Source organism: Capnocytophaga gingivalis, from assembly GCF_002302415.1.
Lineage (GTDB): Bacteria > Bacteroidota > Bacteroidia > Flavobacteriales > Flavobacteriaceae > Capnocytophaga > Capnocytophaga gingivalis.
Map to the genome: position 1 here is coordinate 2,817,613 of NZ_CP022386.1, position 21,021 is coordinate 2,838,633.

The 21,021-nt window shown below is 38.6% G+C and carries 18 protein-coding genes and 1 tRNA gene; 1 reads left to right on the plus strand and 18 read right to left on the minus strand.

Translation table 11 applies throughout. The features are described from left to right. Window positions 1-228: 228 nt before the first annotated feature. From dnaE to CGC50_RS13600, 15 genes are all read right to left on the minus strand, one after another. On the minus strand, window positions 229-4,683 hold the full coding sequence (gene dnaE, locus CGC50_RS13530) for a DNA polymerase III subunit alpha (RefSeq protein WP_095911227.1): 4,455 nt from the start codon (window positions 4,681-4,683) through the stop codon (window positions 229-231). A gap of 257 nt (window positions 4,684-4,940) precedes the next feature. Continuing rightward, window positions 4,941-6,569, minus strand: coding sequence for a chaperonin GroEL (gene groL, locus CGC50_RS13535; protein WP_002665512.1), 1,629 nt, complete (start codon window positions 6,567-6,569; stop codon window positions 4,941-4,943). A 28-nt stretch (window positions 6,570-6,597) separates the two neighbouring features. After that, a complete protein-coding gene (locus CGC50_RS13540; RefSeq protein WP_095911228.1) occupies window positions 6,598-7,137 on the minus strand; it encodes a hypothetical protein in 540 nt (179 codons plus the stop codon). A gap of 18 nt (window positions 7,138-7,155) precedes the next feature. Further along, window positions 7,156-7,434: a co-chaperone GroES gene (locus CGC50_RS13545; protein ID WP_002665504.1), complete on the minus strand. Its 279-nt coding sequence runs from the start codon at window positions 7,432-7,434 to the stop codon at window positions 7,156-7,158. Between the two features lie 76 nt (window positions 7,435-7,510). Continuing rightward, entirely contained in the window at window positions 7,511-8,008 is a 498-nt protein-coding gene (locus CGC50_RS13550) for a CYTH domain-containing protein (protein WP_002665596.1), read from the minus strand. A 107-nt stretch (window positions 8,009-8,115) separates the two neighbouring features. Beyond that, window positions 8,116-11,169 (minus strand): AAA family ATPase, encoded by a 3,054-nt coding sequence (locus tag CGC50_RS13555; RefSeq protein ID WP_095911229.1) that lies wholly within the window; start codon window positions 11,167-11,169, stop codon window positions 8,116-8,118. Further along, window positions 11,169-12,392, minus strand: coding sequence for a metallophosphoesterase family protein (locus tag CGC50_RS13560; RefSeq protein WP_095911230.1), 1,224 nt, complete (start codon window positions 12,390-12,392; stop codon window positions 11,169-11,171). Before CGC50_RS13560 ends, CGC50_RS13555 begins: the two co-directional genes overlap by 1 nt. A gap of 105 nt (window positions 12,393-12,497) precedes the next feature. Next, on the minus strand, window positions 12,498-12,980 hold the full coding sequence (locus CGC50_RS13565) for an ExbD/TolR family protein (protein WP_002665576.1): 483 nt from the start codon (window positions 12,978-12,980) through the stop codon (window positions 12,498-12,500). A gap of 5 nt (window positions 12,981-12,985) precedes the next feature. Continuing rightward, window positions 12,986-13,615, minus strand: a complete 630-nt coding sequence (locus CGC50_RS13570; RefSeq protein ID WP_002665554.1) for an ExbD/TolR family protein — start codon at window positions 13,613-13,615, stop codon at window positions 12,986-12,988. A gap of 2 nt (window positions 13,616-13,617) precedes the next feature. Then, on the minus strand, window positions 13,618-14,016 hold the full coding sequence (locus CGC50_RS13575; RefSeq protein ID WP_002665601.1) for a hypothetical protein: 399 nt from the start codon (window positions 14,014-14,016) through the stop codon (window positions 13,618-13,620). Window positions 14,017-14,044: 28 nt separating this feature from the next. After that, the gene (locus tag CGC50_RS13580; protein WP_040359191.1) at window positions 14,045-14,755 is read right to left on the minus strand and encodes a MotA/TolQ/ExbB proton channel family protein; all 711 of its coding nucleotides are present in this window, start codon (window positions 14,753-14,755) and stop codon (window positions 14,045-14,047) included. Window positions 14,756-14,784: 29 nt separating this feature from the next. Next, window positions 14,785-14,872 (minus strand) — tRNA-Ser (locus tag CGC50_RS13585). 68 nt (window positions 14,873-14,940) lie between these two features. Next, window positions 14,941-15,969, minus strand: coding sequence for an asparaginase (locus CGC50_RS13590; protein ID WP_095911231.1), 1,029 nt, complete (start codon window positions 15,967-15,969; stop codon window positions 14,941-14,943). After that, entirely contained in the window at window positions 15,966-17,093 is a 1,128-nt protein-coding gene (locus tag CGC50_RS13595) for a 1-acyl-sn-glycerol-3-phosphate acyltransferase (protein ID WP_095911232.1), read from the minus strand. Before CGC50_RS13595 ends, CGC50_RS13590 begins: the two co-directional genes overlap by 4 nt. 58 nt (window positions 17,094-17,151) lie before the next feature. Continuing rightward, window positions 17,152-17,922, minus strand: a complete 771-nt coding sequence (locus CGC50_RS13600) for a TatD family hydrolase (protein ID WP_095911233.1) — start codon at window positions 17,920-17,922, stop codon at window positions 17,152-17,154. Window positions 17,923-18,065: 143 nt separating this feature from the next. Between CGC50_RS13600 and fbp the strand changes: the two genes are divergently transcribed. Continuing rightward, the gene (gene fbp / locus CGC50_RS13605; protein WP_002665560.1) at window positions 18,066-19,082 is read left to right on the plus strand and encodes a class 1 fructose-bisphosphatase; all 1,017 of its coding nucleotides are present in this window, start codon (window positions 18,066-18,068) and stop codon (window positions 19,080-19,082) included. A gap of 53 nt (window positions 19,083-19,135) precedes the next feature. Here the strand turns inward: fbp and rsmI are convergent, their stop codons facing one another. From rsmI to CGC50_RS13620, 3 genes are all read right to left on the minus strand, one after another. Then, window positions 19,136-19,807 carry a 16S rRNA (cytidine(1402)-2'-O)-methyltransferase gene (rsmI, locus tag CGC50_RS13610; protein WP_095911234.1) on the minus strand — a complete coding sequence of 224 codons (672 nt, stop codon included), beginning with the start codon at window positions 19,805-19,807 and terminating at the stop codon, window positions 19,136-19,138. Next, complete coding sequence (locus CGC50_RS13615; RefSeq protein ID WP_095911235.1) at window positions 19,807-20,337, minus strand: hypothetical protein; 531 nt, start codon at window positions 20,335-20,337, stop codon at window positions 19,807-19,809. The genes rsmI and CGC50_RS13615 overlap by 1 nt, the downstream gene beginning before the upstream one ends. A gap of 133 nt (window positions 20,338-20,470) precedes the next feature. After that, complete coding sequence (locus CGC50_RS13620; RefSeq protein WP_095911236.1) at window positions 20,471-20,872, minus strand: acyl-CoA thioesterase; 402 nt, start codon at window positions 20,870-20,872, stop codon at window positions 20,471-20,473. Between the last annotated feature and the right edge of the window lie 149 nt (window positions 20,873-21,021).

A 21,021-nucleotide genomic window follows, 5' to 3' on the forward strand; every position in this document is an offset into this window, starting at 1 on the left:
CCTTTATCTGAAAAAATAAAATTTTTTAAGGATTAATTACTCCTTTGAGGTTTCATAAGTACTTGTAAGCTATTCTTAGAGAAATATGAGATTATCTAATGTCCTGTATGCTAATATCTTGTAGAAAATAGTTGAGAAAACATATTTACTATAAAGTCTTAAAAAGCAAAAGCACAATTAATAATCAATATTGCAAATCAAGAGCAAACGAAAGAATGAGAAACCTTACTATTCAATCTCAGAAAATTCCTCTATTATGATTTCTGTATCTAAAGCAAGGGTAGGCTTTTCTTCTTGTAAGGTATTGAGCCAACGATCTTCGTCATTAATACGATAAGGCATATGAGAGGCAGAAAGCCAATCGAAGAGTTCCTTGCTGATAGCTATTTTAGAATGGGGGCAGTTCAGCGTCAATTCGATTTTTTTTTTCTCATTTTCTCCAATGATAAGGAAACTTATAGGAGTGTTTCCCTGAAATTCTTGAAGAAACTCCTTGAAAGCATCAATATTTACTTTATTGATTTCTTTTAGTTCGGTGGCTATCTGCAACTTACGTACGAGACTAAGGGTGTTTTCTAAGAAATCAACAAAAGTAAAGTTCATCTTAGGGGCACTTCGGACTCCCTCTTTATTGACATAGCCCGGGCTGATATGTGCTTTGATAAAAACGAATTGGTTTTCACATAGGAAATGACGAAACTTGAGGTATTCCTCTCCAAAGATACGGAACTCAGCCCCTCCACTATAGTCTTCTATAGTGAAGAGCCCCCAGCCCTTACCGGTCTTACTGGTTTTATGTTCTATTTTAGTAATAATTCCTCCAAATCTAACTTCTTGATTTTCAAATCTTTCAATTCCTTCAGCGAGCTCTATAACTTCTTTGTTGCAGAGGTACTTTAATTGGTAATGGAAGATATCCAAAGGGTGTCCAGAGATATAGATTCCGACAACTTCTTTTTCACGATGAAGTTTTTCCATAGGACTCCATTCCTCTGTTTTGGGCATTTTGGGTTCTGGGAATTGGGTTTCAGGACTGTCTCCAAAGAGGCTCAGTTGTATGGACTTAGCACTTTCTTGTGCCTTGGCACCATAGCGGAGTATTTTCTCTAAGAAAACCATATTCTCTGAGGGTTCTTGGTGGAAAAACTGTGCCCGATGTACCTCTGGGAAAGAGTCAAATCCTCCAGCTAAAACAAGGCTTTCGAAAGCCTTCTTGTTGGCTGACTTGAGGTCTATACGTTTTACCATATCAAAAACAGACTTGTACGGGCCAGACTTTCTGGTTTCTACAATTGTATCTACCGCAGCCTTGCCTAATCCCTTGACAGCTCCCATTCCAAAACGTATAGCTCCCTCTTTGTTTACAGTGAATTTATATTCAGATTCGTTCACATCGGGGCTGAGTACCTTGATTCCCATACGGTGACATTCGGAAAGGAAAAAACTGATGGACTTGATATCGTTCATGTTGTTCGAGAGCACTGCCGCCATGAATTCAGCTGGATAGTTTGCCTTCAGGTAGGCTGTCTGGTAGGCAATCCATGCATAACAAGTGGAGTGCGACTTGTTGAAGGCATAGCTGGCAAAGGCTTCCCAGTCTTTCCATATCTTTTCCAGAGTCTCGGCAGGGTGCCCTTTTTTACCTCCTCCTTCGATAAACTTAGGCTTCATCTCGGCCAAGACATCCTTGAGTTTTTTTCCCATTGCCTTTCTGAGTTTATCGGCTTCCCCCTTAGTGAAACCAGCCAACTTTTGAGAAAGAAGCATTACCTGTTCTTGGTATACAGTGATCCCATAGGTATCCTTGAGGTATTCTTCCATATCAGCCAAGTCGTAAGTGATAGGTTCCTTCCCGTGCTTACGATGGATAAAACTTGGAATATAATCCATAGGTCCTGGTCGGTAGAGGGCATTCATAGCGATAAGATCCCCGAAAACAGTAGGCTTGAGCTCTCGCATGTGTTTTTGCATACCAGGGGATTCGTATTGGAAAATGCCAATGGTCTCACCACGCTGGAAGAGCTCATAGGTAGGGACATCATCTAAGGGAATTTCTTCTATATCCAGAGTGATGTTATGTCGTTTTTGGATCAAAGATACCGCATCCTTAAGGATAGTTAGGGTCTTCAGTCCCAAGAAGTCCATCTTCAGTAGTCCTGCACTCTCCACAACAGAGTTGTCGAACTGGGTAACGAATAGGTCTGAGTCCTTGGCAAGCATCACAGGAACGAAGTTGGTGATATCATCGGGAGTGATGATAACTCCACAGGCATGAATTCCTGTATTACGCACTGATCCTTCCAAGATACAAGCTTGTTGTACTGTCTTGGCAGCCAGATCATGCCCCTGTGCAATTTTCTTAAGTTCAGTGACTTTTGGGAAATCACTCCCTACCTTTTCCTTAAGCTCTTCATCAGGGAGAGAAAAGATTTTTTTGAGAGAAATATTAGGAACGAGTTTGGCAATCTGGTCGGCATCCTTCAGCGGCAGGTCTAAAACACGTGCAGTATCTCTTATAGATGATTTAGCAGCCATAGTGCCATAGGTAGATATTTGAGCTACTTGGTTGGCTCCATATTTACCTATTACATAGTCCAATACTCGACCACGTCCGTCATCCTCGAAGTCAATATCAATATCGGGCATGCTCACACGATCAGGGTTGAGAAAACGCTCAAAAAGTAGGTCGTAAGCGATAGGGTCTATATTGGTGATTCCCAAACAGTAAGCCACTGCTGAACCCGCAGCAGATCCACGCCCAGGACCTACAGAGACTCCCATATTGCGCGCGGCAGTGATGAAGTCTTCCACAATAAGGAAGTATCCAGGATATCCTGTTTTTTCTATAATAGAAAGCTCAAAATCAATACGTTCTCGAATTTCGTCAGTAAGCTCTTTATAGCGCTTTTCGGCACCTATATAAGTGAGGTGTCTTAGATATTTATTTTCTCCCTTTTTGCCTGTCGGGTCATCCTCTACTTGGAATTCCTTGGGAATGGAAAATTTAGGCAAAAGAATATCTCGTGCCAGTTCGTAAGGAGTAATTTTGTCAATAATCTCTTGTATGGAAAGAATTGCCTCAGGGATATCCTTGAAGAGTTCTTTCATCTGTTCGGAGGATTTAAAATAATATTCCTCATTGGGCAGTCCATTGCGAAAACCTCGCCCTTGCCCTATGGAGGTAGCTTGTTTTTCTCCATCCTTTACGCAAAGCAAAATATCATGGGCATTGGCATCTTTAGGATTGATATAATAAGTGTTATTGGTAGCTACAAGCTTGATGGCATGTTTTTTAGCTAATTCTATAAGGACAGTATTCGCACGATTTTCGTCCTCTTGTCCATGTCGCATTAGTTCTATATAGAAATCATCTTGGAAGAGTTCCTTCCACCACAACAAGGCCTCTTCTGCTTGTCGGTTTCCTTGGTTGAGAATCTTAGAGGGTATTTCACCTTGGAGATTTCCAGAGAGTGCAATGACCTGATCTTTATAGCGCTGTACGATTTCTTTATCTATACGAGGCACATAATAAAATCCTTCTGTATAGGCGATAGATGCCATTTTAATCAGATTTTGGTACCCTTCTTTGTTTTTCGCTAAGAGAACTATCTGATAGCCATTGTCTTTCTTTGTTTTATCTAAATGGTTTTCACAGACATAGAACTCACAACCAATGATAGGTTTGAGTAGGGTATGGGTAGGTGCATTCCCCTCTTCCTGGGCTCGGGCATTCTTGGCTTTAGCTTCTTTGTTATACTTGGCAACCTCCTTGGTGAAGTGGAAAGCTCCCATCATATTGCCATGGTCAGTCAGCGCTACCGCTGGCATCTGCTCTTTGGCGGCAGCATTTACTAAGTCGGCTATAGATGCAGTAGACTGCAATACGGAATGTTGAGAATGGTTGTGCAGATGAGCAAAGGGAGCCGATTGTAAAAGGGCGAGATTTTCGCTAATCTCAGAGTCAGAAAGCCCTCTCTGTTCCTTACTTTTTAGTTTTTCAGAGGCCGATTTTAAGTTGATATGTTTCAACCCCCAAAGAGAAATAGGGGAGGGGTGGTTTTCTTGGATAAGTAGTATAGCCTCTGGGGAGATTGCCGAGGAGGAAAAACCTTCATTTCTGCGTAAGAGTTCAAAGAAACAACGAGCAGTAGCTTCCACATCGGCAGTAGCATTATGTGCTTCAGCAAAAGGAGTTCCAAAGAGAAACTCATGTAGCTCGGTGAGGTTGGGGTACTTAAACTTTCCTGCACGTCCACCAGGAATTTTGCATAATTCAGCCGTAAGCTCGCTACATGTATCTAATATAGGCAGTTTGTCCAAAACGGTACTTACCCCATACCGATAGAATTCGGCACCCATGATATGGATATCGAAGCCTATATTCTGCCCTACTATGTATTGTGTTTTGGAAAGTGCTTTTTCGAATTCTTCGAATACCTTGTGAATGCTTACTCCCTGCTCAGTGGCCAATTCGGTAGAAATTCCATGGATACGCTCTGCATCGTAGGGAATAGTATAGCCATCAGGGATTATTAGGAAGTCTTTATGTTCTAAAAGAGCTCCCTTTTCATCGTGCAATTGCCAAGCAATCTGTACGGCACGAGGCCAGTTTTCACTATCACTGATAGGTGCATTGTAGTTGCGGGGCAGCCCTGTGGTCTCTGTATCAAAGATTAAGTACATAGAAAATTCTTTTAGCTGATTGATAATGAATATTATACAATATAATATTGATTATCAATATTATATATAGTGAGTTTATGAGACAAAAGTACTATATTTTTTTGAAACAATAGTGTTCTTATTGTCAATAATTTGTTAAAAAGAAGGTATGCGAATAAGAGATTGGTTTTCTGTGAGTTTGAGGTATGAAAAGAAGAAAACCCGCCAAAGCGATTGACGGGTTTTCGGATTATTATGAATGTATGGATACAGATTGATTACATCATTCCGGGCATTCCTCCACCCATAGGAGGCATAGCAGGAGTATCTTCTTTGATATCTACTAAAGAGCACTCAGTGGTAAGGATCATACCAGCTACAGAAGCAGCATTTTCCAAAGCTACACGAGTTACCTTTTTAGGGTCAATGATACCTGCACGGAACATATCTACGTATTTTTCTGTTTTGGCGTTGTATCCAAAAGAATTTCTGCTTTCCAATACTTTGGCAATCACTACAGAACCTTCACCACCAGCATTTTCTACGATAGTACGTAGAGGGGCTTCCACTGCACGGTATACGATTTGGATACCAGTAACTTCATCACTGTTTTCAGTTTTGATTTTATGAAGTACATTTCTTGCACGGAGGAGAGCAACCCCACCACCTGCAACAATACCTTCTTCTACAGCAGCACGAGTAGCATGTAGGGCATCATCTACACGGTCTTTCTTTTCTTTCATTTCCACTTCAGAAGGAGCTCCTACATAGAGAACAGCTACCCCACCGGCCAACTTAGCCAAGCGTTCTTGAAGTTTTTCTTTGTCATAATCAGAAGTAGTTACTTCTATCTGAGCTTTGATTTGTCCTACACGTGCTTGAATTTCTTCGCTCTTACCAGCTCCGTTTACAATTGTAGTATTGTCCTTGTCTATAGCTACACGTTCGGCACGACCGAGCATATCTACAGTTGCATTTTCAAGAGTAAAGCCTCTTTCTTCAGCGATAACAGTACCTCCGGTAAGGATGGCAATATCCTCAAGCATTGCTTTGCGGCGATCACCAAAGCCAGGAGCTTTTACAGCAGCGATACGTAAGGCACCACGCAATTTGTTAACCACAAGGGTTGCCAAAGCTTCTCCATCAATGTCTTCAGCGATGATTAAAAGTGATTTACCAGACTGAGCTACAGGTTCCAAGATAGGAAGCAAGTCCTTCATAGTTGAAATCTTCTTATCATATAGAAGGATAAAAGGATTATCAAGCTCAGCAATCATTTTTTCTGAGTTGGTTACAAAGTAAGGGGAAAGATAACCACGGTCGAACTGCATACCTTCTACGATATCTACATAAGTATCGGTACCTTTAGCTTCTTCTACAGTGATCACTCCTTCTTTGCCTACTTTTTTGAAAGCATCGGCGATAAGTTCTCCTACTGCTTCGTCATTATTGGCAGAGATAGCTGCTACCTGACGAATTTTGTCAATAGAATCTCCTACTTTTTGGCTTTGTTTGGCCAATTCATTTACGATAGCTTTTACAGACTTATCAATACCACGCTTTAGATCCATAGGATTGGCACCTGCAGCTACGTTTTTAAGTCCTTCACGTACAATAGCTTGTGCAAGTACAGTAGCAGTAGTAGTACCATCTCCAGCTAGGTCATTGGTTTTGGAAGCTACTTCCTTAACCATTTGTGCTCCCATATTCTCAAGAGCATCAGGAAGTTCTACTTCCTTAGCTACAGTAACTCCATCTTTGGTAACGGTAGGAGCACCGAAGGATTTGCTAATAATAACATTACGTCCTTTAGGACCAAGAGTTACTTTTACAGCATTGGCTAGAGCATCTACTCCTTTTTTTAAGCCATCACGTGCATCAATATCAAATTTTATATCTTTTGCCATGTTTTTTTATTTTTAATTTTTTACTTATTTAAGCGATTTGAATAATTCTACACTTTTCACACAAAGGATAAGAGGTTACAAAATCTTTGATTCGTTCTTTAGCTTCTGTAAAACTTCCTTTTACATAGAAGTACAAGGCTGTATCATTGTTTCCTTCATGATAGGAAGTAAGAAACAAAACATCTTTTAAAGTCTCAGAGATAGTGTCGAAGACTATATTGATATCACAAGTTTCATAGACTTGTTCTGGCAAATCAGTGCCATTGATATAGAGCCCTAAACCTTCTAAGGAACCTACCTCATAGGAGCAGTCTTCATTGTATAGCTTAGAGCCTTTGGGAATCCCTATCTCTTCTAATTTTTGTAGTAATCTCTCTACTATATTAGGAGTGTCATTGAGTTCTATTTCTATATCACAATATTCTATTTCTCCCTCTTTTGACATTAGGGTGCCCCCACCAGAGGTGTTTCCTAAATTCTCTTCAGAGAGAAATTCGTCTATGAGATCTTCTAAATCATGTCTATCAAAGGGTTGCAGTTTTGCATTGAGTTGTAAAGTATAGAACATATTTAAGGTTGTATTAGATTATTCTAAGATTCCTAACAAATCATTTTCTCTCATGATAAGGTAGGTTTTCCCTTCTAATTTTAGTTCTGTACCTGCATATTTGCCATAGAGGACAGTATTTCCTACTTTTACAGTTATAGGATTTTCTTTGGTACCTGCTCCTACAGCAACTACTTTTCCTTTTTGAGGTTTTTCTTGTGCTGTGTCAGGAATGATAATACCTGAAGCAGTGGTAGTTTCAGCTGGTGCTGGTTCTATAAGCACTCTATCAGCTAATGGTTTTAATTTTACACTCATATTGATCTTATTTAATTTATAATATCTGTCTGCTTTATTGCACAAAGTGTGCCATTTTTAAAAATATGTCAATTTGTCAGCCCTTTTGTGTGTTTTTTGAGGATTTCCACTCATTGTAGGGGTGTTTGCTTAGATAGCTATTGTAGTAGCAGGCTTCAGCGGTAACTTCTTTTCCTATCCAATCGGGTTTTTCAAAAGTTGCTTCTGTGTCCTTGAGTTCTATCTCGGCCAGAATAAGTCCTTGGTTTTTTCCATGAAAGACATCGACCTCCCACAGGGACTGACCTACAAGGACTTCGTATCGGGTCTTTTCTATAGGAAAGGGCTCACACAGAGGTAATAGTGCATGTGCTTCACTTAAGGGAATTTCTTTCTCCCATTCGAATCGACTAATGCCATCCTCACTTTTTCCTTTGATGGTGAGATAACTTTTTTCCCCTTTGATACGTACTCGTACTGTTCGTAAAGGGTCTGAGTTGAGATAAGCCTGTATAATAACAGTACTTTTGTATGATTGAGAGATAAAATCGGTATTCTCAACCAAAAATTTGCGTTCAATTTCAGTAAAATTCATATTATTTTATTTTTATTAGGTGTATAACTGACAAAAGGGCAGAAAATTAGGTGATAAGTAACAGATAACAGGTAATAATAGTTTGTTCACTCTTCACTTTTTATTCTTCATCCTTCACAGCCCTTGATAATACTTCCTCTTTCGTTATCCTTAGTAATGGTCAGGGAGAGAGGGATGCGCTCCTTGAGTTCTTCCACATGTGAGATGATTCCTACAATGCGGTTGTCTTTGAGTAGTCCTGTGATTGTCTCGAAAACTATATTGATAGACTCACTATCTTGGGTACCAAAACCCTCATCTATGAAAAAGAAGTTTTTATCTGCTTTGGCTTTGCTCTGTACACTTTCGGCTAAGGCCAAAGCAAGGCTTAGGGATACTTGAAAAGCTTGCCCGCCTGAAAGTGTTTTTACACTTCGGCTTTTGCCTTCGTTGAGGAAATCAATTACTTCAAACTCATTATTTTCTCCCAACTGGAGTTGTAATTGCCCTCGTGTCATTCGTTGGAAACGTACATTGGCATGCTGGCAGAGTTGTTGTAAATATATGGAGGATATATATTGTACAAAACCCTGTCCTCGGAAGATGTTTTCCAAAAGTTTGATATGCTCATTGCGCGTTCTAAGTTGGGTCACTGACTTGAGAAGTTCCTTTTTATGAACCAAGGCCTTAGTGATACGTTCCAGTTCGCTGGCGATTCTTATGCACTGCTCGTGAAGTGCTTTTACTTCCTGCCCCTTGAGTGTGTATTGCTTTTCAATCTCAGCAAAGGCTTTAGGATCAAAGGATACATGGACAAATTTGGATTCTAAGTCCTGAATTTGTTCTTGGAGTACCTCGTAGCGTATCTTGAAATCTTGTATCTTTTTTCTGTTCTCCTCTATAGCTATTGGGGAGCTAAGTATTTGGGTTACCTCCTCAAGGCTTATACGCTCTTGAGCCAAAGTACTTTCTAAAGTATGTTCCACACTTAATAACTCCTTTTCCCATTTTTCCAATAGTTCACTGGTGCCTTTTAGTTGTGCTTCATATTGGGATAGCTCTGGTAGTAGGTGGTTTCGATCCTCAGTGAGGGTCGTATAAGTTTGTTCTGTTTGCTCATTGAAGTGAGCTATCTGCTCATATTCTTTTTTAATGAGTGCATATTCTTTATGTTCATAGTCGGCAAAGACACACTTTTTGAGACTTTCTTTTCGGCTGGCTATATGTCCCTCAAGGGTAGCTATTTCCTTATAGATATTTTCTAATCCTTTTTTGTACTTTTCTATCGTGATTTGGAGGTCTTCAATCTCTTTGGAGCCTTTTTTGCGCTGTGCCTCTTTGGTTTCTATCTGTTGCTCTAAGGTAGTGGCAAATTGGCGCTTTTTGTCAAAGATAGTACGATCTTCTTTGGAGAATTCGCCCCAAATGAACTTGGCATGATGTGCCAACTGTTCTTTTTCTATTTGCAAGACTATTTCCTTTTCTGATTGGAATTGTTTTTCAAAAAAATGTTTTTTATCTACAGTTCTTTCTATCTGTAAAAGACTTTGTTGTAACTGCTCTTGTTGGGAATCAAGGGTTTTTATTGCTTTCTGAGTGGCTGTAAGCTCAGTACTAACATCTTCAAAATGGGCAATACTTGGATGTTCTGATGATCCACACAAAGGGCAAGGACTTCCTTCATGAAGTTCTTTTGTGTAATGAGATAATTGGCGCTGTAGTTCCAGTTGGTTAAGCTTTTGCCGAAGTATATCTTTCTCCTTTTCAATATTATCTCTTTCAATAGTGATTTTTTCTTTGTAATCGGAAACAAATCCCTCCTTGAAGAGCGAAAAAAGACTAAGTTCGTGTGTAATTTCTTCTAATTGTGCTGTGGTACCTTGAATTTTTTGCTGTTGTTTGTTTTTGTTTTCAGAAAGGGCATGGTTTTTTTCATACCAATTGCCAACTTCCAAGAGCAATTGGCTATCTATACGTTGCTTCTTGAGACTTTCTATCTCGTTTTCAATGGTGTTGTTATAGTCTTTTTTATCTTTAAGTTCCTTTTCTACAGCTGCTATCTTTTCAGTTCCTTTTATAGTTCTTCCTTTTTCTTCTATTAGTTTCTCTTGTAAGGGGAATATTGATAATATTTGTTGCAAATCGGCTTCCATCTGTTTTGTCTCAGAAAGTTTTTCATAAGCCTCTTGTAGATAATTTATATTGTCAGAGATGTTGATTAATTTCTCTTGTACTTCCTTGAGTTTTTTTGTATCTGTATCTTTTTTATAAGTATAGGATTGCAGCTCTTTTGTTAATCTTGTTTTGTTTTCTAATAGATTTTTGAATACTTTTTCTATCTTCTCATAGGTATTGACTTTTTTTTCTAATTCGTCAAATGATTTTTTTTGAGAATAGAGTATAGCAAATTCTTTTCTCTTTTGCTCTAAGAGTTCAAAATCCGATTTCAGGCTTCTCAGATGTTCGTAATGTGTTTTTAGCTGATCAAATTCCGTTTCTAAGGATTTTTGTTTATCCTTTTCCACTTTGAGTTTGTCTTGTTGTATTTGTATAGCTTCTTCATGGATTTCCTCATAGCCGTTGAGTTCTCCTTCCTTGAAACTAAGTTGTTCGTTATTCTCTCTCTTGAGCTTAGCTATATTGTCTGAAAGATCAAACTTTTGTAGGTTAAAGATTTCTTTCATCATCTCAGTTCTGTCCTTAGCTCCCAGCTCCAAAAATTCTTTGAATTGCCCCTGTGGGATGATGATAGTACGCTTGAAATTGTCATAACTTAGTCCTATCAACTTCTGTGGATTGGCTTGTTCTAAAGGAATCCACTGGTTATCTACCCTCTCATAGAATTGCACAATGGGGGTTCTTACATCTTCGAACTTTTTAGAGTTCCGCTTGAGCTCTCGAGTCACACGGATATGCTTGTTCTCAAAGTTAAGGAACTCAAAATCAATATAAAATCGATTGGACTTGAGATTCATCATATTGTACCCTCTCTTGTCTGCCTTGTTTAGCCTTTCAGTTTCTCCATAGAGGGCAAAGGTAATAGCCTCCAGTATAGAGGACTTACCTGAGCCCACAGCTCCAAAGATACCAAACAATCCAGCATCAGTAAGTTGTGAAAAATCAATATGTTGTTTTTCTTGATAGGAGTAGATTCCTTCTATGGTTAGGTACAAAGGTAACATTATTCTGTAGGGGTATTAATCACTTCGTTGAACAAATCTAAAATTTCTTTATTAGGGGCTATGCCTGAGTTTTTATATTTGAAATAGCTTTCAAAGAGAGGGGTAATATTTTCAAAATTAATATCTTGTAAAGACAATTCTCCAGAGGGAGATTTTCCTAACTCCCAAGACATTTTAGGAATAAGAAATACTATACCTTCATGAGTACTATATAGCTGTTTTCTCTCTTGGGCTTTGAGATATTCCTTGAGCTCTAAGGTAAGCTCCACCCAAGTATTGGGGTTTTCTCTGAGCCATTCGAGTGCATGGGGGACATTGTCAAAGCTCTTTCTAGCCAAGGGCTTTCCTTGTGTGAGGGGGATTTTCTCGAACGAAGGTCTTTGGTCGGGGGTTACCTCTACAACAACCACATATTTCTGTTGGCCAGCCTCACTGAAGCTATAGGATAGGGGAGAGGAGGCATACACAACAGGATTCTCCTCACTGCCAATGTTCTTGAACCCGTGGAGATGTCCTAAGGCGGTGTATTGTATCTGAGGAGGAATGGTATCGGTATAGATCATATCGGCATTGCCTATACGTATGGGGCGCTCTCCTTCAGGTTCTTCTAAGGTTTCCCCATTTTTGGGTTGCATAAAAAGGTGAGCAGTAAGGATATTCACTCCAGAGGAATCACAATAGGTGTTCGCCAAAAAATGCCATTTATCCGAAAGTAATTGGCTCAGCGATACCTGTTTGTCTCCCTCTAATTCCTGCTTTAAGCGGGGTTCATTGGCATAGGGAGTATGGAGTATCCTCAAGGGATACGGGTATTTTTCAAAACAAAATTCTAAGAAGCCTTCTTCTGAAGTAGTAATCTCAAAAGTTTCAGCCTTTATGGGAGATACTATGGCATTAGGGTAGCCTATGAGGAAAATACCACATTCGCGAGCCAAAGGGTCTGGTGCATCAATGAGCTTAGGGGAGTCATGATTGCCAGAAATTGCCACGATAGGGCGTTTTCCCTCACAGGAAAGTTGTTTGAGTGTTTTGTAGAATAGCTCAACCGCATCTGTATTAGGGGTGAAATTGTCAAAGAGGTCTCCAGCTACAATTACCATATCTACCTTTTGGTCATTGGCTATTTGCACAATTTCTTCCATTACAGCACGTTGTTCTTCTATACGAGAAAAGCGATCTAATCTTTTTCCTAAGTGCCAATCGGCAGTATGAAGTATTTTCATTATCAAATAAGGGCTGAATGTTAGAGCTATAAAAAAAAATCCGTAAAAAAATATTTCACGGATTTATAAAACAAGTTTTAACTATAGAAACAATAGTTTTAATTGTTAGTCATTGAGTAAGGAAGGCTTTCCTTCTTTGGTAATATAGTTGATTTTCAAGGCATTGATGTCTCTCAATTGTTCTTTTAAGTCACCTATAATACCCATTTTAGTATGTTTATCTATCTTCAAAGAAGTGATAAAAGCCTCTTTATATCTCTCTTGCAAGCCCTCTTTGTATTTGAGGATGGGGGTACCTACCTGCTCTACATCTACAAACACATCATTGATTTGGATCTTAGCATTTTTACCAAATTTTTCTTGGTACATTGGCAAAGGTTCCCCAGCGTATACATATATTACAGGGTCTTTTTTATCCAATTTTTGTACTTGGTTGGCCGTAGGGATATCATTGGCTACTTTTATTTCACCATCTTTAGTCTGAGTTACGGTCATAAAGAAGAACAAAAGCATGAAGATAATATCAGGCAGAGATGCAGTTGAGATAGGGGGGACACCACCACTTTTTTTCTTATTGAACTTTGCCATAGATTTTAATTTTTATCTTTTTTAACACTTGCTTCTACCAATTTTTTAGGGAATAGCTCTTGCAACTTTTCCAATTTTGGTCTTAGTTCATTTTTTCTTTTCTCAGAAGTTTTAGCAGCATTGAATTCTGCATCCATTTCTGTATAAGGCACTTCTTCTTTGAAGAGTTTTTGGCGTTCTCTTTCTCGCAATTCATTGTAAGCGGCTACTAACTCATTTTGGACAGTGATGTAAGTCTCATAATTGGTCTCACGGTCATTTTGCAATGAGATAACAGCTTTGTTTGGATTGTCAGAAGAAGTGGGATCATGTTGCCCTTGGCAGTAGCTGCAAGCTTCCTCTCCTTTACCACCTCCATTATCTAAGAATTCAATAGCTGCTTTTCTTAGATCCTTGATATCCATTAATCTATCTTCTACAAATAATTGATTGTTTTTATTAACTAATACAACAAACAAATTACGTTCATTGATTGGAGGTTCTTGTTGTTCTTGTTTAGGGACTCTTGGAGGGAGCTTGGCGACTATGCCCGCATTGGATGTGATGTCCGTCGTTACAAGGAAGAATATTAGCAAAAGAAATGCAATATCCGCCATGGAACCGGCATTTACTTCGGGTATGGAACGTCTTGCCATTTTTAAGATTTTTTAACAACTGAAAAAATTACAGAAATCAGTGTGATTAACAAAAGTAAGTAAGTGGCCATAATACCAGCACTTATCCACTGATATTTGCTATCTGTACCAAAAAGAACATAGGAAAGTGGGTAAGATAAAATCATAATACCCAAGAAAACTCCTGAATAAAGCAATGTCTTTTTGATAGATTTTGGCGAAGATAGTATATTCTTTGTAGCAGAAAAAATTACCACTACCAGTCCTATAGCCAATAAAAGATATCCTAAGATAAACATTCCATTCATAGGAAAGTTGCTAAGGCTATTTTTTACTTTATCTGAGCTAATCATAAGCCAACCACAAAGAGCAAGCCCCAAAACGCCTAAAATAAGCGCTATTATTCTTGTTATTTTGTGCATAAAACAGAGATTTTAGGGGGTTAGTGAATTATTTTCTGTAGGATACCAATAGGTCTACAAGTGAAATAGATGCATCTTCCATGTCATTGACTATGCTATCTACTTTGGCTACGATATAGTTATAGAATACTTGAAGAATCATCGCAACGATAAGTCCAAACACTGTGGTAAGTAGCGCTACCTGAATATCTCCTGCGATAAGGGAAGCATCCAAACCTCCAGCTAAACTAATTTTCTCGAAAGCCTGAATCATCCCAATTACTGTCCCCATGAATCCTAACATCGGTGCTATAGAGATAAATAAAGAAATCCAAGAAATATTCTTTTCTAAAAGACCCATCTGTACTCCTCCGTAAGAGACTACTGACTTTTCTACAATATCAATACCTTCATCTACACGATCAAGCCCTTGATAGAAAATAGATGCTACAGGACCAGGAGTGTTTCTACATACTTCCTTAGCGGCTTCTGTACCGCCATTCTTTAGTGCATCTTCTACATTGGTTAATAGCTTCTTAGTGTTGGTAGTAGCCATAGTAAGATATATGATACGCTCAATAGCTACTGCAAGTCCAATGATAAGACATAAAAGAATGGGAGCCATGTATGCAGGTCCTCCCTTTATGAAATATTCTTTGAAACTTTGATTGACACCTCCATTGGTGTTTTCAGCAAAAGCAACTCCAAAATTTATAAAAAATAAGGTAGCTAATGTCAGTTTTGAATACATTTTTTTCATTTTTTTTATTATTATTAGTGGGTTTTTAGCAGAGAGGAAGGGATTCGAACCCTCGATACGCTTTTGGCGTATACACACTTTCCAGGCGTGCTCCTTCGACCACTCGGACACCTCTCTAAAAGTATCTTTTTACAAGTCGCTAAATTACAACAAAAATCTGATACAGCAATTTTTTTAGTAAAAAATTATGATATTTCTCCTTGTGCTTCTTTTTCGTATTTGATTTTCAGTGATTTACTATCTATATTTTTTCCTAATAAATACATTAGTTTAGTGATAGCTGCCTCACTGGTGATGTCTTTTCCGTTGATTACACCTATATTTTCGAAGTGTGAACCGGCTTCATACTTGTTCGGAAGCACAAAACCTCTCATACATTGTGTAATATTGACCACTACAACTCCCTTCTTAATTACTTTTTCTATGCTCTCTAAAAACCACTGGCAGGTAGGAGCATTTCCAGAACCAAAGGTCTCCATTACCACTCCTTTGAGGTTTGGTAAGTTCAGAATTCCATCTAATATGGGTTGGGTGATATTGGGAAATATTTTTAAAAAGGCAACATTGGGATCGAATTTGGTGAAAATTCTCAGTGGCTCTTGTCGCTCTCTTTTATATAAAAATTCATCATGCACTTTTAGGTGTACTCCACTCTCGGCAAGAGTAGGGTAATTGGGTGAGTCAAAAGCTTGGAAGTTCTCTGCATCAATCTTTGTGGTTCTATTGCCTCGGTAGAGCTTGTATTCGAAGTACAAGCACACTTCCTTGATCACTGGTTGTTCGTTCTCTTTAAGACTGGCCAATCGGATAGAGGTGATTAGGTTCTCTCGGGCATCGGTTCTTAGATCTCCTATAGGTAGCTGAGAGCCTGTAAAAATCACTGGCTTAGAGAGATTCTCTAACATGAAGCTAAGGGCAGATGCCGAATATCCCATCGTATCACTACCATGAAGTACTACAAAACCATCGTATTCTTGGTAATTTTCCTCAATACTTTGGGCAATCCTCTCCCAGTGGGAGATGTTCATATCTGAGGAGTCTATAGGAGGATCGAAAGAAACGTGTTCTATATCGCTGTCCAATTGTGAAAGTTCGGGTAAGCGCTCTTTGATTTTTTCAAAACGAAAAGGTTTGAGTACCCCTGTTTCGTAATCCTTTACCATACCAATGGTTCCTCCTGTATAGATCAGGAGAATTTTTGTTCTTTGAGTCATAATTTTAATTTATTAATGACAGGATTGGCATACATTTCTAAGAATTTTGTACGAGAAATGTTCCCTTCCGAATTACTTCTATTCTCTAATCGTCTCTCAAATTGTCTTAGTTCTTTTTCGGTATACTTATCGGCAAACTTGTGTATTCCTGTGAGCATATCATACGCTATGTAGTTACTGGAAAAGAGCTTATATTGTGCATATATCTTGCTGTCCAATAGTTCTACAAGAGCTTGTATCTGCTTGTTGGCATGTTCTTCTTTGGCTGCAATCTCATCAAGTTCTTCATATAGGGGTTTTCCTAATGAGATATGGACACTTCCTTTCTGTCCTACGAATCCTTGTACTATATTATGGTAATCCTCGTCCTCTGTTTTTATATATTCCACTCCGTGATGTTGTGCCAGTAAGGCAGGCATTTTTAGCACATCGGTAGGGTCGAGTTCGTAGGAAATGGCCATGGGAACTATATGTAATTGCTTGAAGTAATCCATTAGTGCCATTTCTTTAGGGCAGTTTATCGAAAGCATTTTGATGACTCCTTGTTGGGTGCGGTCATTGCCGTCTTTGGTGCGGCCTTCTCGTTGGGCTATCCATACAGAACGATTTTTTTCAATGATACAGCATCCGATAAACTTTGATACAATCTGCGATTTTTCCAGAGTCTCTCTCGGGGAAAGTCCTCTGTGAATGATAAAATTGCGATTGAGTTTGGCAAAAGCCAATAAAAATGGTGTATTCACTAAGTTGCTCCCCATAGCGGAAGCAGTCATTTTGAACCCATTCTCGTGGAGTAGTACATTGAGAAAAGAAGTATCTAAAATAATATCTCGGTGATTGGAGATAAAAAGATAGGCTTGTGCTGGGTTTAGGTACTCGAACCCCTCACCTGAGAACTGTGTTACACTCTTGCTAATGGCATTCTTGATGATGGGGTACATAATTCTTGACTGAAAATCTCGTATTTTCTTGCAAGAGAGGAGTAGCTTTATCTGTTCTTCCTCACTGAGCTTAGGAAAGCCAAAGTGCAGTAACTGACGCATAGTAGGATTATCCTTGATATATCCTAATATTTCTGAAACCTCACTGTCGTGAAAAGGACGTATTTGAGAAAAATCTGTCAAAATATATTAAGTTAAATAATAGCGCAAAGTTACGTAAAAAATACCAATGAGCGAACGTTTAGGGCTTAAAAATTTCAAGAGCATTGTTAGTCGTCCTTTTAATAATCTCATTTTCAGATATATTATAGATTTCAGCTAATTTTTTTACAATATAAATAAGGTAACTGCTTTCATTACGCTTTCCTCGAAAAGGAACAGGGGCTAAGTAAGGGGCATCAGTCTCTAACACAAGGTGTTCCAAGGGTATTTCGTTAAGGAAGGTATCTATTTTTCCGTTTTTAAAGGTTACTACTCCTCCGATTCCTAATTTCAGTCCAAAGGAAATAGCTCGTAGGGCTTGCTCTTTATTTCCTGTGAAACAATGGAAAATACCGAACAAATCATTGCTTTTCTCTTTCTCAAGTACTTCAAAGGTTTCTTCAAAGGCTTCTCTACAATGAATTACTATAGGTAGATGGTATTCTTTGGCAAGGCGTATCTGTAGAGCAAAGGCTTCTTTCTGTGCCTCTAAAAAAGTTTTATCCCAATATAGGTCAATACCTATTTCGCCTATTGCATAGAAATCCTTGGGATGTGCACTCACAAGCGCGTTTACCTTTGCGATTTCTTCTTGCCAATTTTCTTTCACACTACAGGGGTGCAGTCCATTCATTAAGTACACATGTTCTGGGTACTCTTTTTGTAAGCGGAGCATACGATCGGTATAGGAGGAATCTATGGCAGGAAGAAAAAATTTCTCAACTCCATAGTCTATGGCTCTTTGGATAACTTCTTTGTAATCAGTGTCAAATTCTTCCACATACAAGTGAGTATGGGTGTCTATAATCATGATATAAAAATTTTTAAAGGCTGGCAAAGGTACAGATTCTTAAGGAGGTGGAAAAGTTAAATCTATTATAATGTGTATTAATTTGCTATCTGTTTAAAAATTAAATTGTAAATTTGTAGTACAAAATATAAAGAGATATTCGTATGAAAGAAGAAAAAAGTCTGCCCACTTTAGGGGAGTTTATCATTGAAAAACAGCGTGATTTTAAGTATTCTACAGGGGAATTATCACGGCTTATCAGCTGTATCCAGATTGCTTCGAAGATGGTAAATAGGGCTATCAACAAGGCCGGAATTGCCAATATATTGGGAGCCGCTGGAAACGAAAATGTACAAGGCGAAGAACAACAGAAATTGGATGTAATCGCCAATGAGACTTTTATTAAATCTCTTTCTCAGAGGGAGGTTGTATGTGGTATAGCCTCAGAAGAAAATGATACCTTTATTGAGATCAAAAGCGGAGCTAACTCAGAACTAAGCAAATATGTCGTACTTATCGATCCTTTGGATGGTTCTTCTAATATCGATGTAAATGTCTCTGTAGGAACGATCTTTTCTATCTACCGAAGAATTACTCCTGATGGAACTCCTGTTCAGTTAGAAGACTTTCTACAAAAAGGGATCCATCAGGTAGCCGCAGGGTATATCGTATATGGCTCTTCTACTATGTTGGTATATACTACAGGTAAAGGGGTGAATGGTTTTACACTGGATCCTTCTTTGGGTAGCTACTACCTCTCTCATCCTGATATGAAATTCCCTGAAAAAGGAAAAATATATTCGATCAACGAAGGAAACTATATTAAGTTCCCTCAAGGGGTAAAGGATTATATCAAGTATTGTCAAGAAGAAAAAGAAGATCGCCCTTATACTTCTCGTTATATAGGTTCTTTAGTCTCTGATTTTCATAGAAATATGATCAAAGGGGGAATCTATATGTATCCTTCTACTTCTCAATCTCCTAACGGAAAATTGCGTTTGCTTTATGAGTGTAACCCTATGGCTTTCCTAACCGAACAAGCAGGAGGAAAGGCTTCTGATGGTTTCCAGCGTATCTTGGAAATAGAACCTTCTAAGCTTCATCAGCGTACTCCTTTCTTCTGTGGAAGTCGTGCTATGGTCGATACTGTAGAGGCTTTTATGCGAGGTGAAAAAAAATAACTACTCATTATTTATTAAATAAGGGAGAGTCCCACAGAGGACTCTCCCTAATATTATTCCTTTCCTTCGAGAATAAGAACAAATTCTCCCTTGGGCGGATGTTTCTCAAAATGTGCACATAGCTCCGTGAGTGTCCCTCGGAGGGTCTCTTCATGCAGCTTGGTAAGTTCTCTACTGATACTTGCTCTTCGCAAAGCTCCAAAATAGGTGGTGAACTCCATCAGTGTCTTGACCAATTTGTGGGGAGAGACATAGAAAATCATAGTACGAGTCTCCTCAACCAGCTTCAGTAAGCGTGTTTGCCGTCCCTTCTTATCGGGTAAAAAGCCTTCGAATACAAATCGATCATTTGGTAGGCCACTATTGACCAAAGCAGGGACAAAAGCGGTAGCCCCTGGGAGTGTCTCTACTTCGATATTTTCAGCTATACAAGCCCTGACTAAGAGAAAACCAGGATCGGCAATGGCAGGAGTACCTGCATCGCTGATCAGTGCCATTTGTTTTCCTTCCTTCAGTTGACGGATAAGGCTGTTCAGGCTCTCATGCTCGTTGAACTTATGATGAGAAAGCATCGGAACATGAATCTTGAAATGCTGTAACAATTTACCACTGTTGCGAGTGTCTTCAGCCAAGATTAGATCCACTTCTTGAAGTACTTGTAGCGCACGAAGTGTAATATCCTGTAGGTTGCCTATAGGAGTGGGGATGAGGTATAGCTTTCCCATTATCCAAAACGTTTAGATACTATATAGAAGAAGCGATCTTCGTATTCTTCCTTACCTTGCCAGTTGTTATAGGAGGGCTTTACTTTGTTCAGTATAAAGTCCCAACATTCATCTGGGGTATGTAGGTTATTGATCATCCCTATAGCTTTGTTGTATTCGTCAATATTTCCATCAAAAAGATGGGCAACAAAAGCAATACGATCATTTAGCCCTATTTGCAATTGTTTAGAGGCCACTTGATCATTGAGGGATTTTTTTGGTTCACTTATAGGCTTTTCTACTGTTTTTTGTTCGAAAAAAACCTCTTTTTCAGGGGCATGCGCTTTGATATCCGCCCATCCTTCTGAGAAAGTAGGGGAGGGGTTCTTTAGTGTCTCTGGCATGTTTTTCTCTAAAAAATTGAGTACCAAAGCATCTTCATACAGCTTGCGCAATTCTACTACCAATAGCTCAGAATTATCTAAATAGGAGGAATTGGTGAGGATTTTTTGCGCAGTTTGTACAATGTCCATTTGTATTTTTTCTTTCATAAAAATATATTTTTTTCTATTATATATTCAAATATTTTATGTAACTTTGTCCCATAGAAAAGCAATTATCTCTTCCTCTATCATAAGAGGGGAGAAGGGCTGCAAATGTACAAAAAAATTGTCAAAGAAAAGACTATAATTCTATTTTTTCTAAGATAAAATCAGGACATTTTATGGGTTTGAAGGTCTCTTTGTTGACAAAGACCAAAGTTGTATTGGCCTCAGCAAGTAGTTGCTTTTCCTCATTGAAAATCTGATAGTCAAAAGTAATTTTGGAGGTTGGCTTCTCCCTTAGGGTAAGGGTAATGGAAAGAAGTTCATCATAGCGAGCAGGTCTCTTGTAGTTGATTTGTAATGATACTACAGGGAGCATTACCCCTAGAGCTTCTAGTTCTTTGTAGGAAATACCTAAGCTGCGAAGCCATTCTACACGAGCTACTTCCAAGTATTGGGGGTATATACCGTAGTATATTACGCCCATTTGGTCTGTCTCCCCATATCGGGTGCGAATCTCAAAGGTGAAATTAGAATTCATAATCTATATAAATATTTGATAATCATACATGTATAATTGATTTCATAAAAAAGCAAAAAAATTTTTTTTATTCAAAAAAAAGTTGCATTTTTGCCCAATCAAACAAGGCCTATTTTTAGAACGCAAATATATAAAATTTCTTATAACTA

Coding starts and splice junctions, on each gene's coding strand:
- CGC50_RS13545 (WP_002665504.1), bottom strand. CDS start 7,434: ATGAGTGTAAAATTAAAACCATTAGCTGATAGAGTGCTTATAGAACCA.
- CGC50_RS13550 (WP_002665596.1), bottom strand. CDS start 8,008: ATGAATTTTACTGAAATTGAACGCAAATTTTTGGTTGAGAATACCGAT.
- fbp (WP_002665560.1), top strand. CDS start 18,066: ATGAAAGAAGAAAAAAGTCTGCCCACTTTAGGGGAGTTTATCATTGAA.
- CGC50_RS13555 (WP_095911229.1), bottom strand. CDS start 11,169: ATGTTACCTTTGTACCTAACCATAGAAGGAATCTACTCCTATCAAGAA.
- CGC50_RS13590 (WP_095911231.1), bottom strand. CDS start 15,969: ATGACTCAAAGAACAAAAATTCTCCTGATCTATACAGGAGGAACCATT.
- CGC50_RS13600 (WP_095911233.1), bottom strand. CDS start 17,922: ATGATTATAGACACCCATACTCACTTGTATGTGGAAGAATTTGACACT.
- CGC50_RS13560 (WP_095911230.1), bottom strand. CDS start 12,392: ATGAAAATACTTCATACTGCCGATTGGCACTTAGGAAAAAGATTAGAT.
- CGC50_RS13620 (WP_095911236.1), bottom strand. CDS start 20,872: ATGAATTCTAATTTCACCTTTGAGATTCGCACCCGATATGGGGAGACA.
- groL (WP_002665512.1), bottom strand. CDS start 6,569: ATGGCAAAAGATATAAAATTTGATATTGATGCACGTGATGGCTTAAAA.
- CGC50_RS13540 (WP_095911228.1), bottom strand. CDS start 7,137: ATGTTCTATACTTTACAACTCAATGCAAAACTGCAACCCTTTGATAGA.
- CGC50_RS13575 (WP_002665601.1), bottom strand. CDS start 14,016: ATGCACAAAATAACAAGAATAATAGCGCTTATTTTAGGCGTTTTGGGG.
- CGC50_RS13570 (WP_002665554.1), bottom strand. CDS start 13,615: ATGGCAAGACGTTCCATACCCGAAGTAAATGCCGGTTCCATGGCGGAT.
- CGC50_RS13615 (WP_095911235.1), bottom strand. CDS start 20,337: ATGAAAGAAAAAATACAAATGGACATTGTACAAACTGCGCAAAAAATC.
- CGC50_RS13565 (WP_002665576.1), bottom strand. CDS start 12,980: ATGGCAAAGTTCAATAAGAAAAAAAGTGGTGGTGTCCCCCCTATCTCA.
- CGC50_RS13580 (WP_040359191.1), bottom strand. CDS start 14,755: ATGAAAAAAATGTATTCAAAACTGACATTAGCTACCTTATTTTTTATA.
- dnaE (WP_095911227.1), bottom strand. CDS start 4,683: ATGTACTTAATCTTTGATACAGAGACCACAGGGCTGCCCCGCAACTAC.
- rsmI (WP_095911234.1), bottom strand. CDS start 19,807: ATGGGAAAGCTATACCTCATCCCCACTCCTATAGGCAACCTACAGGAT.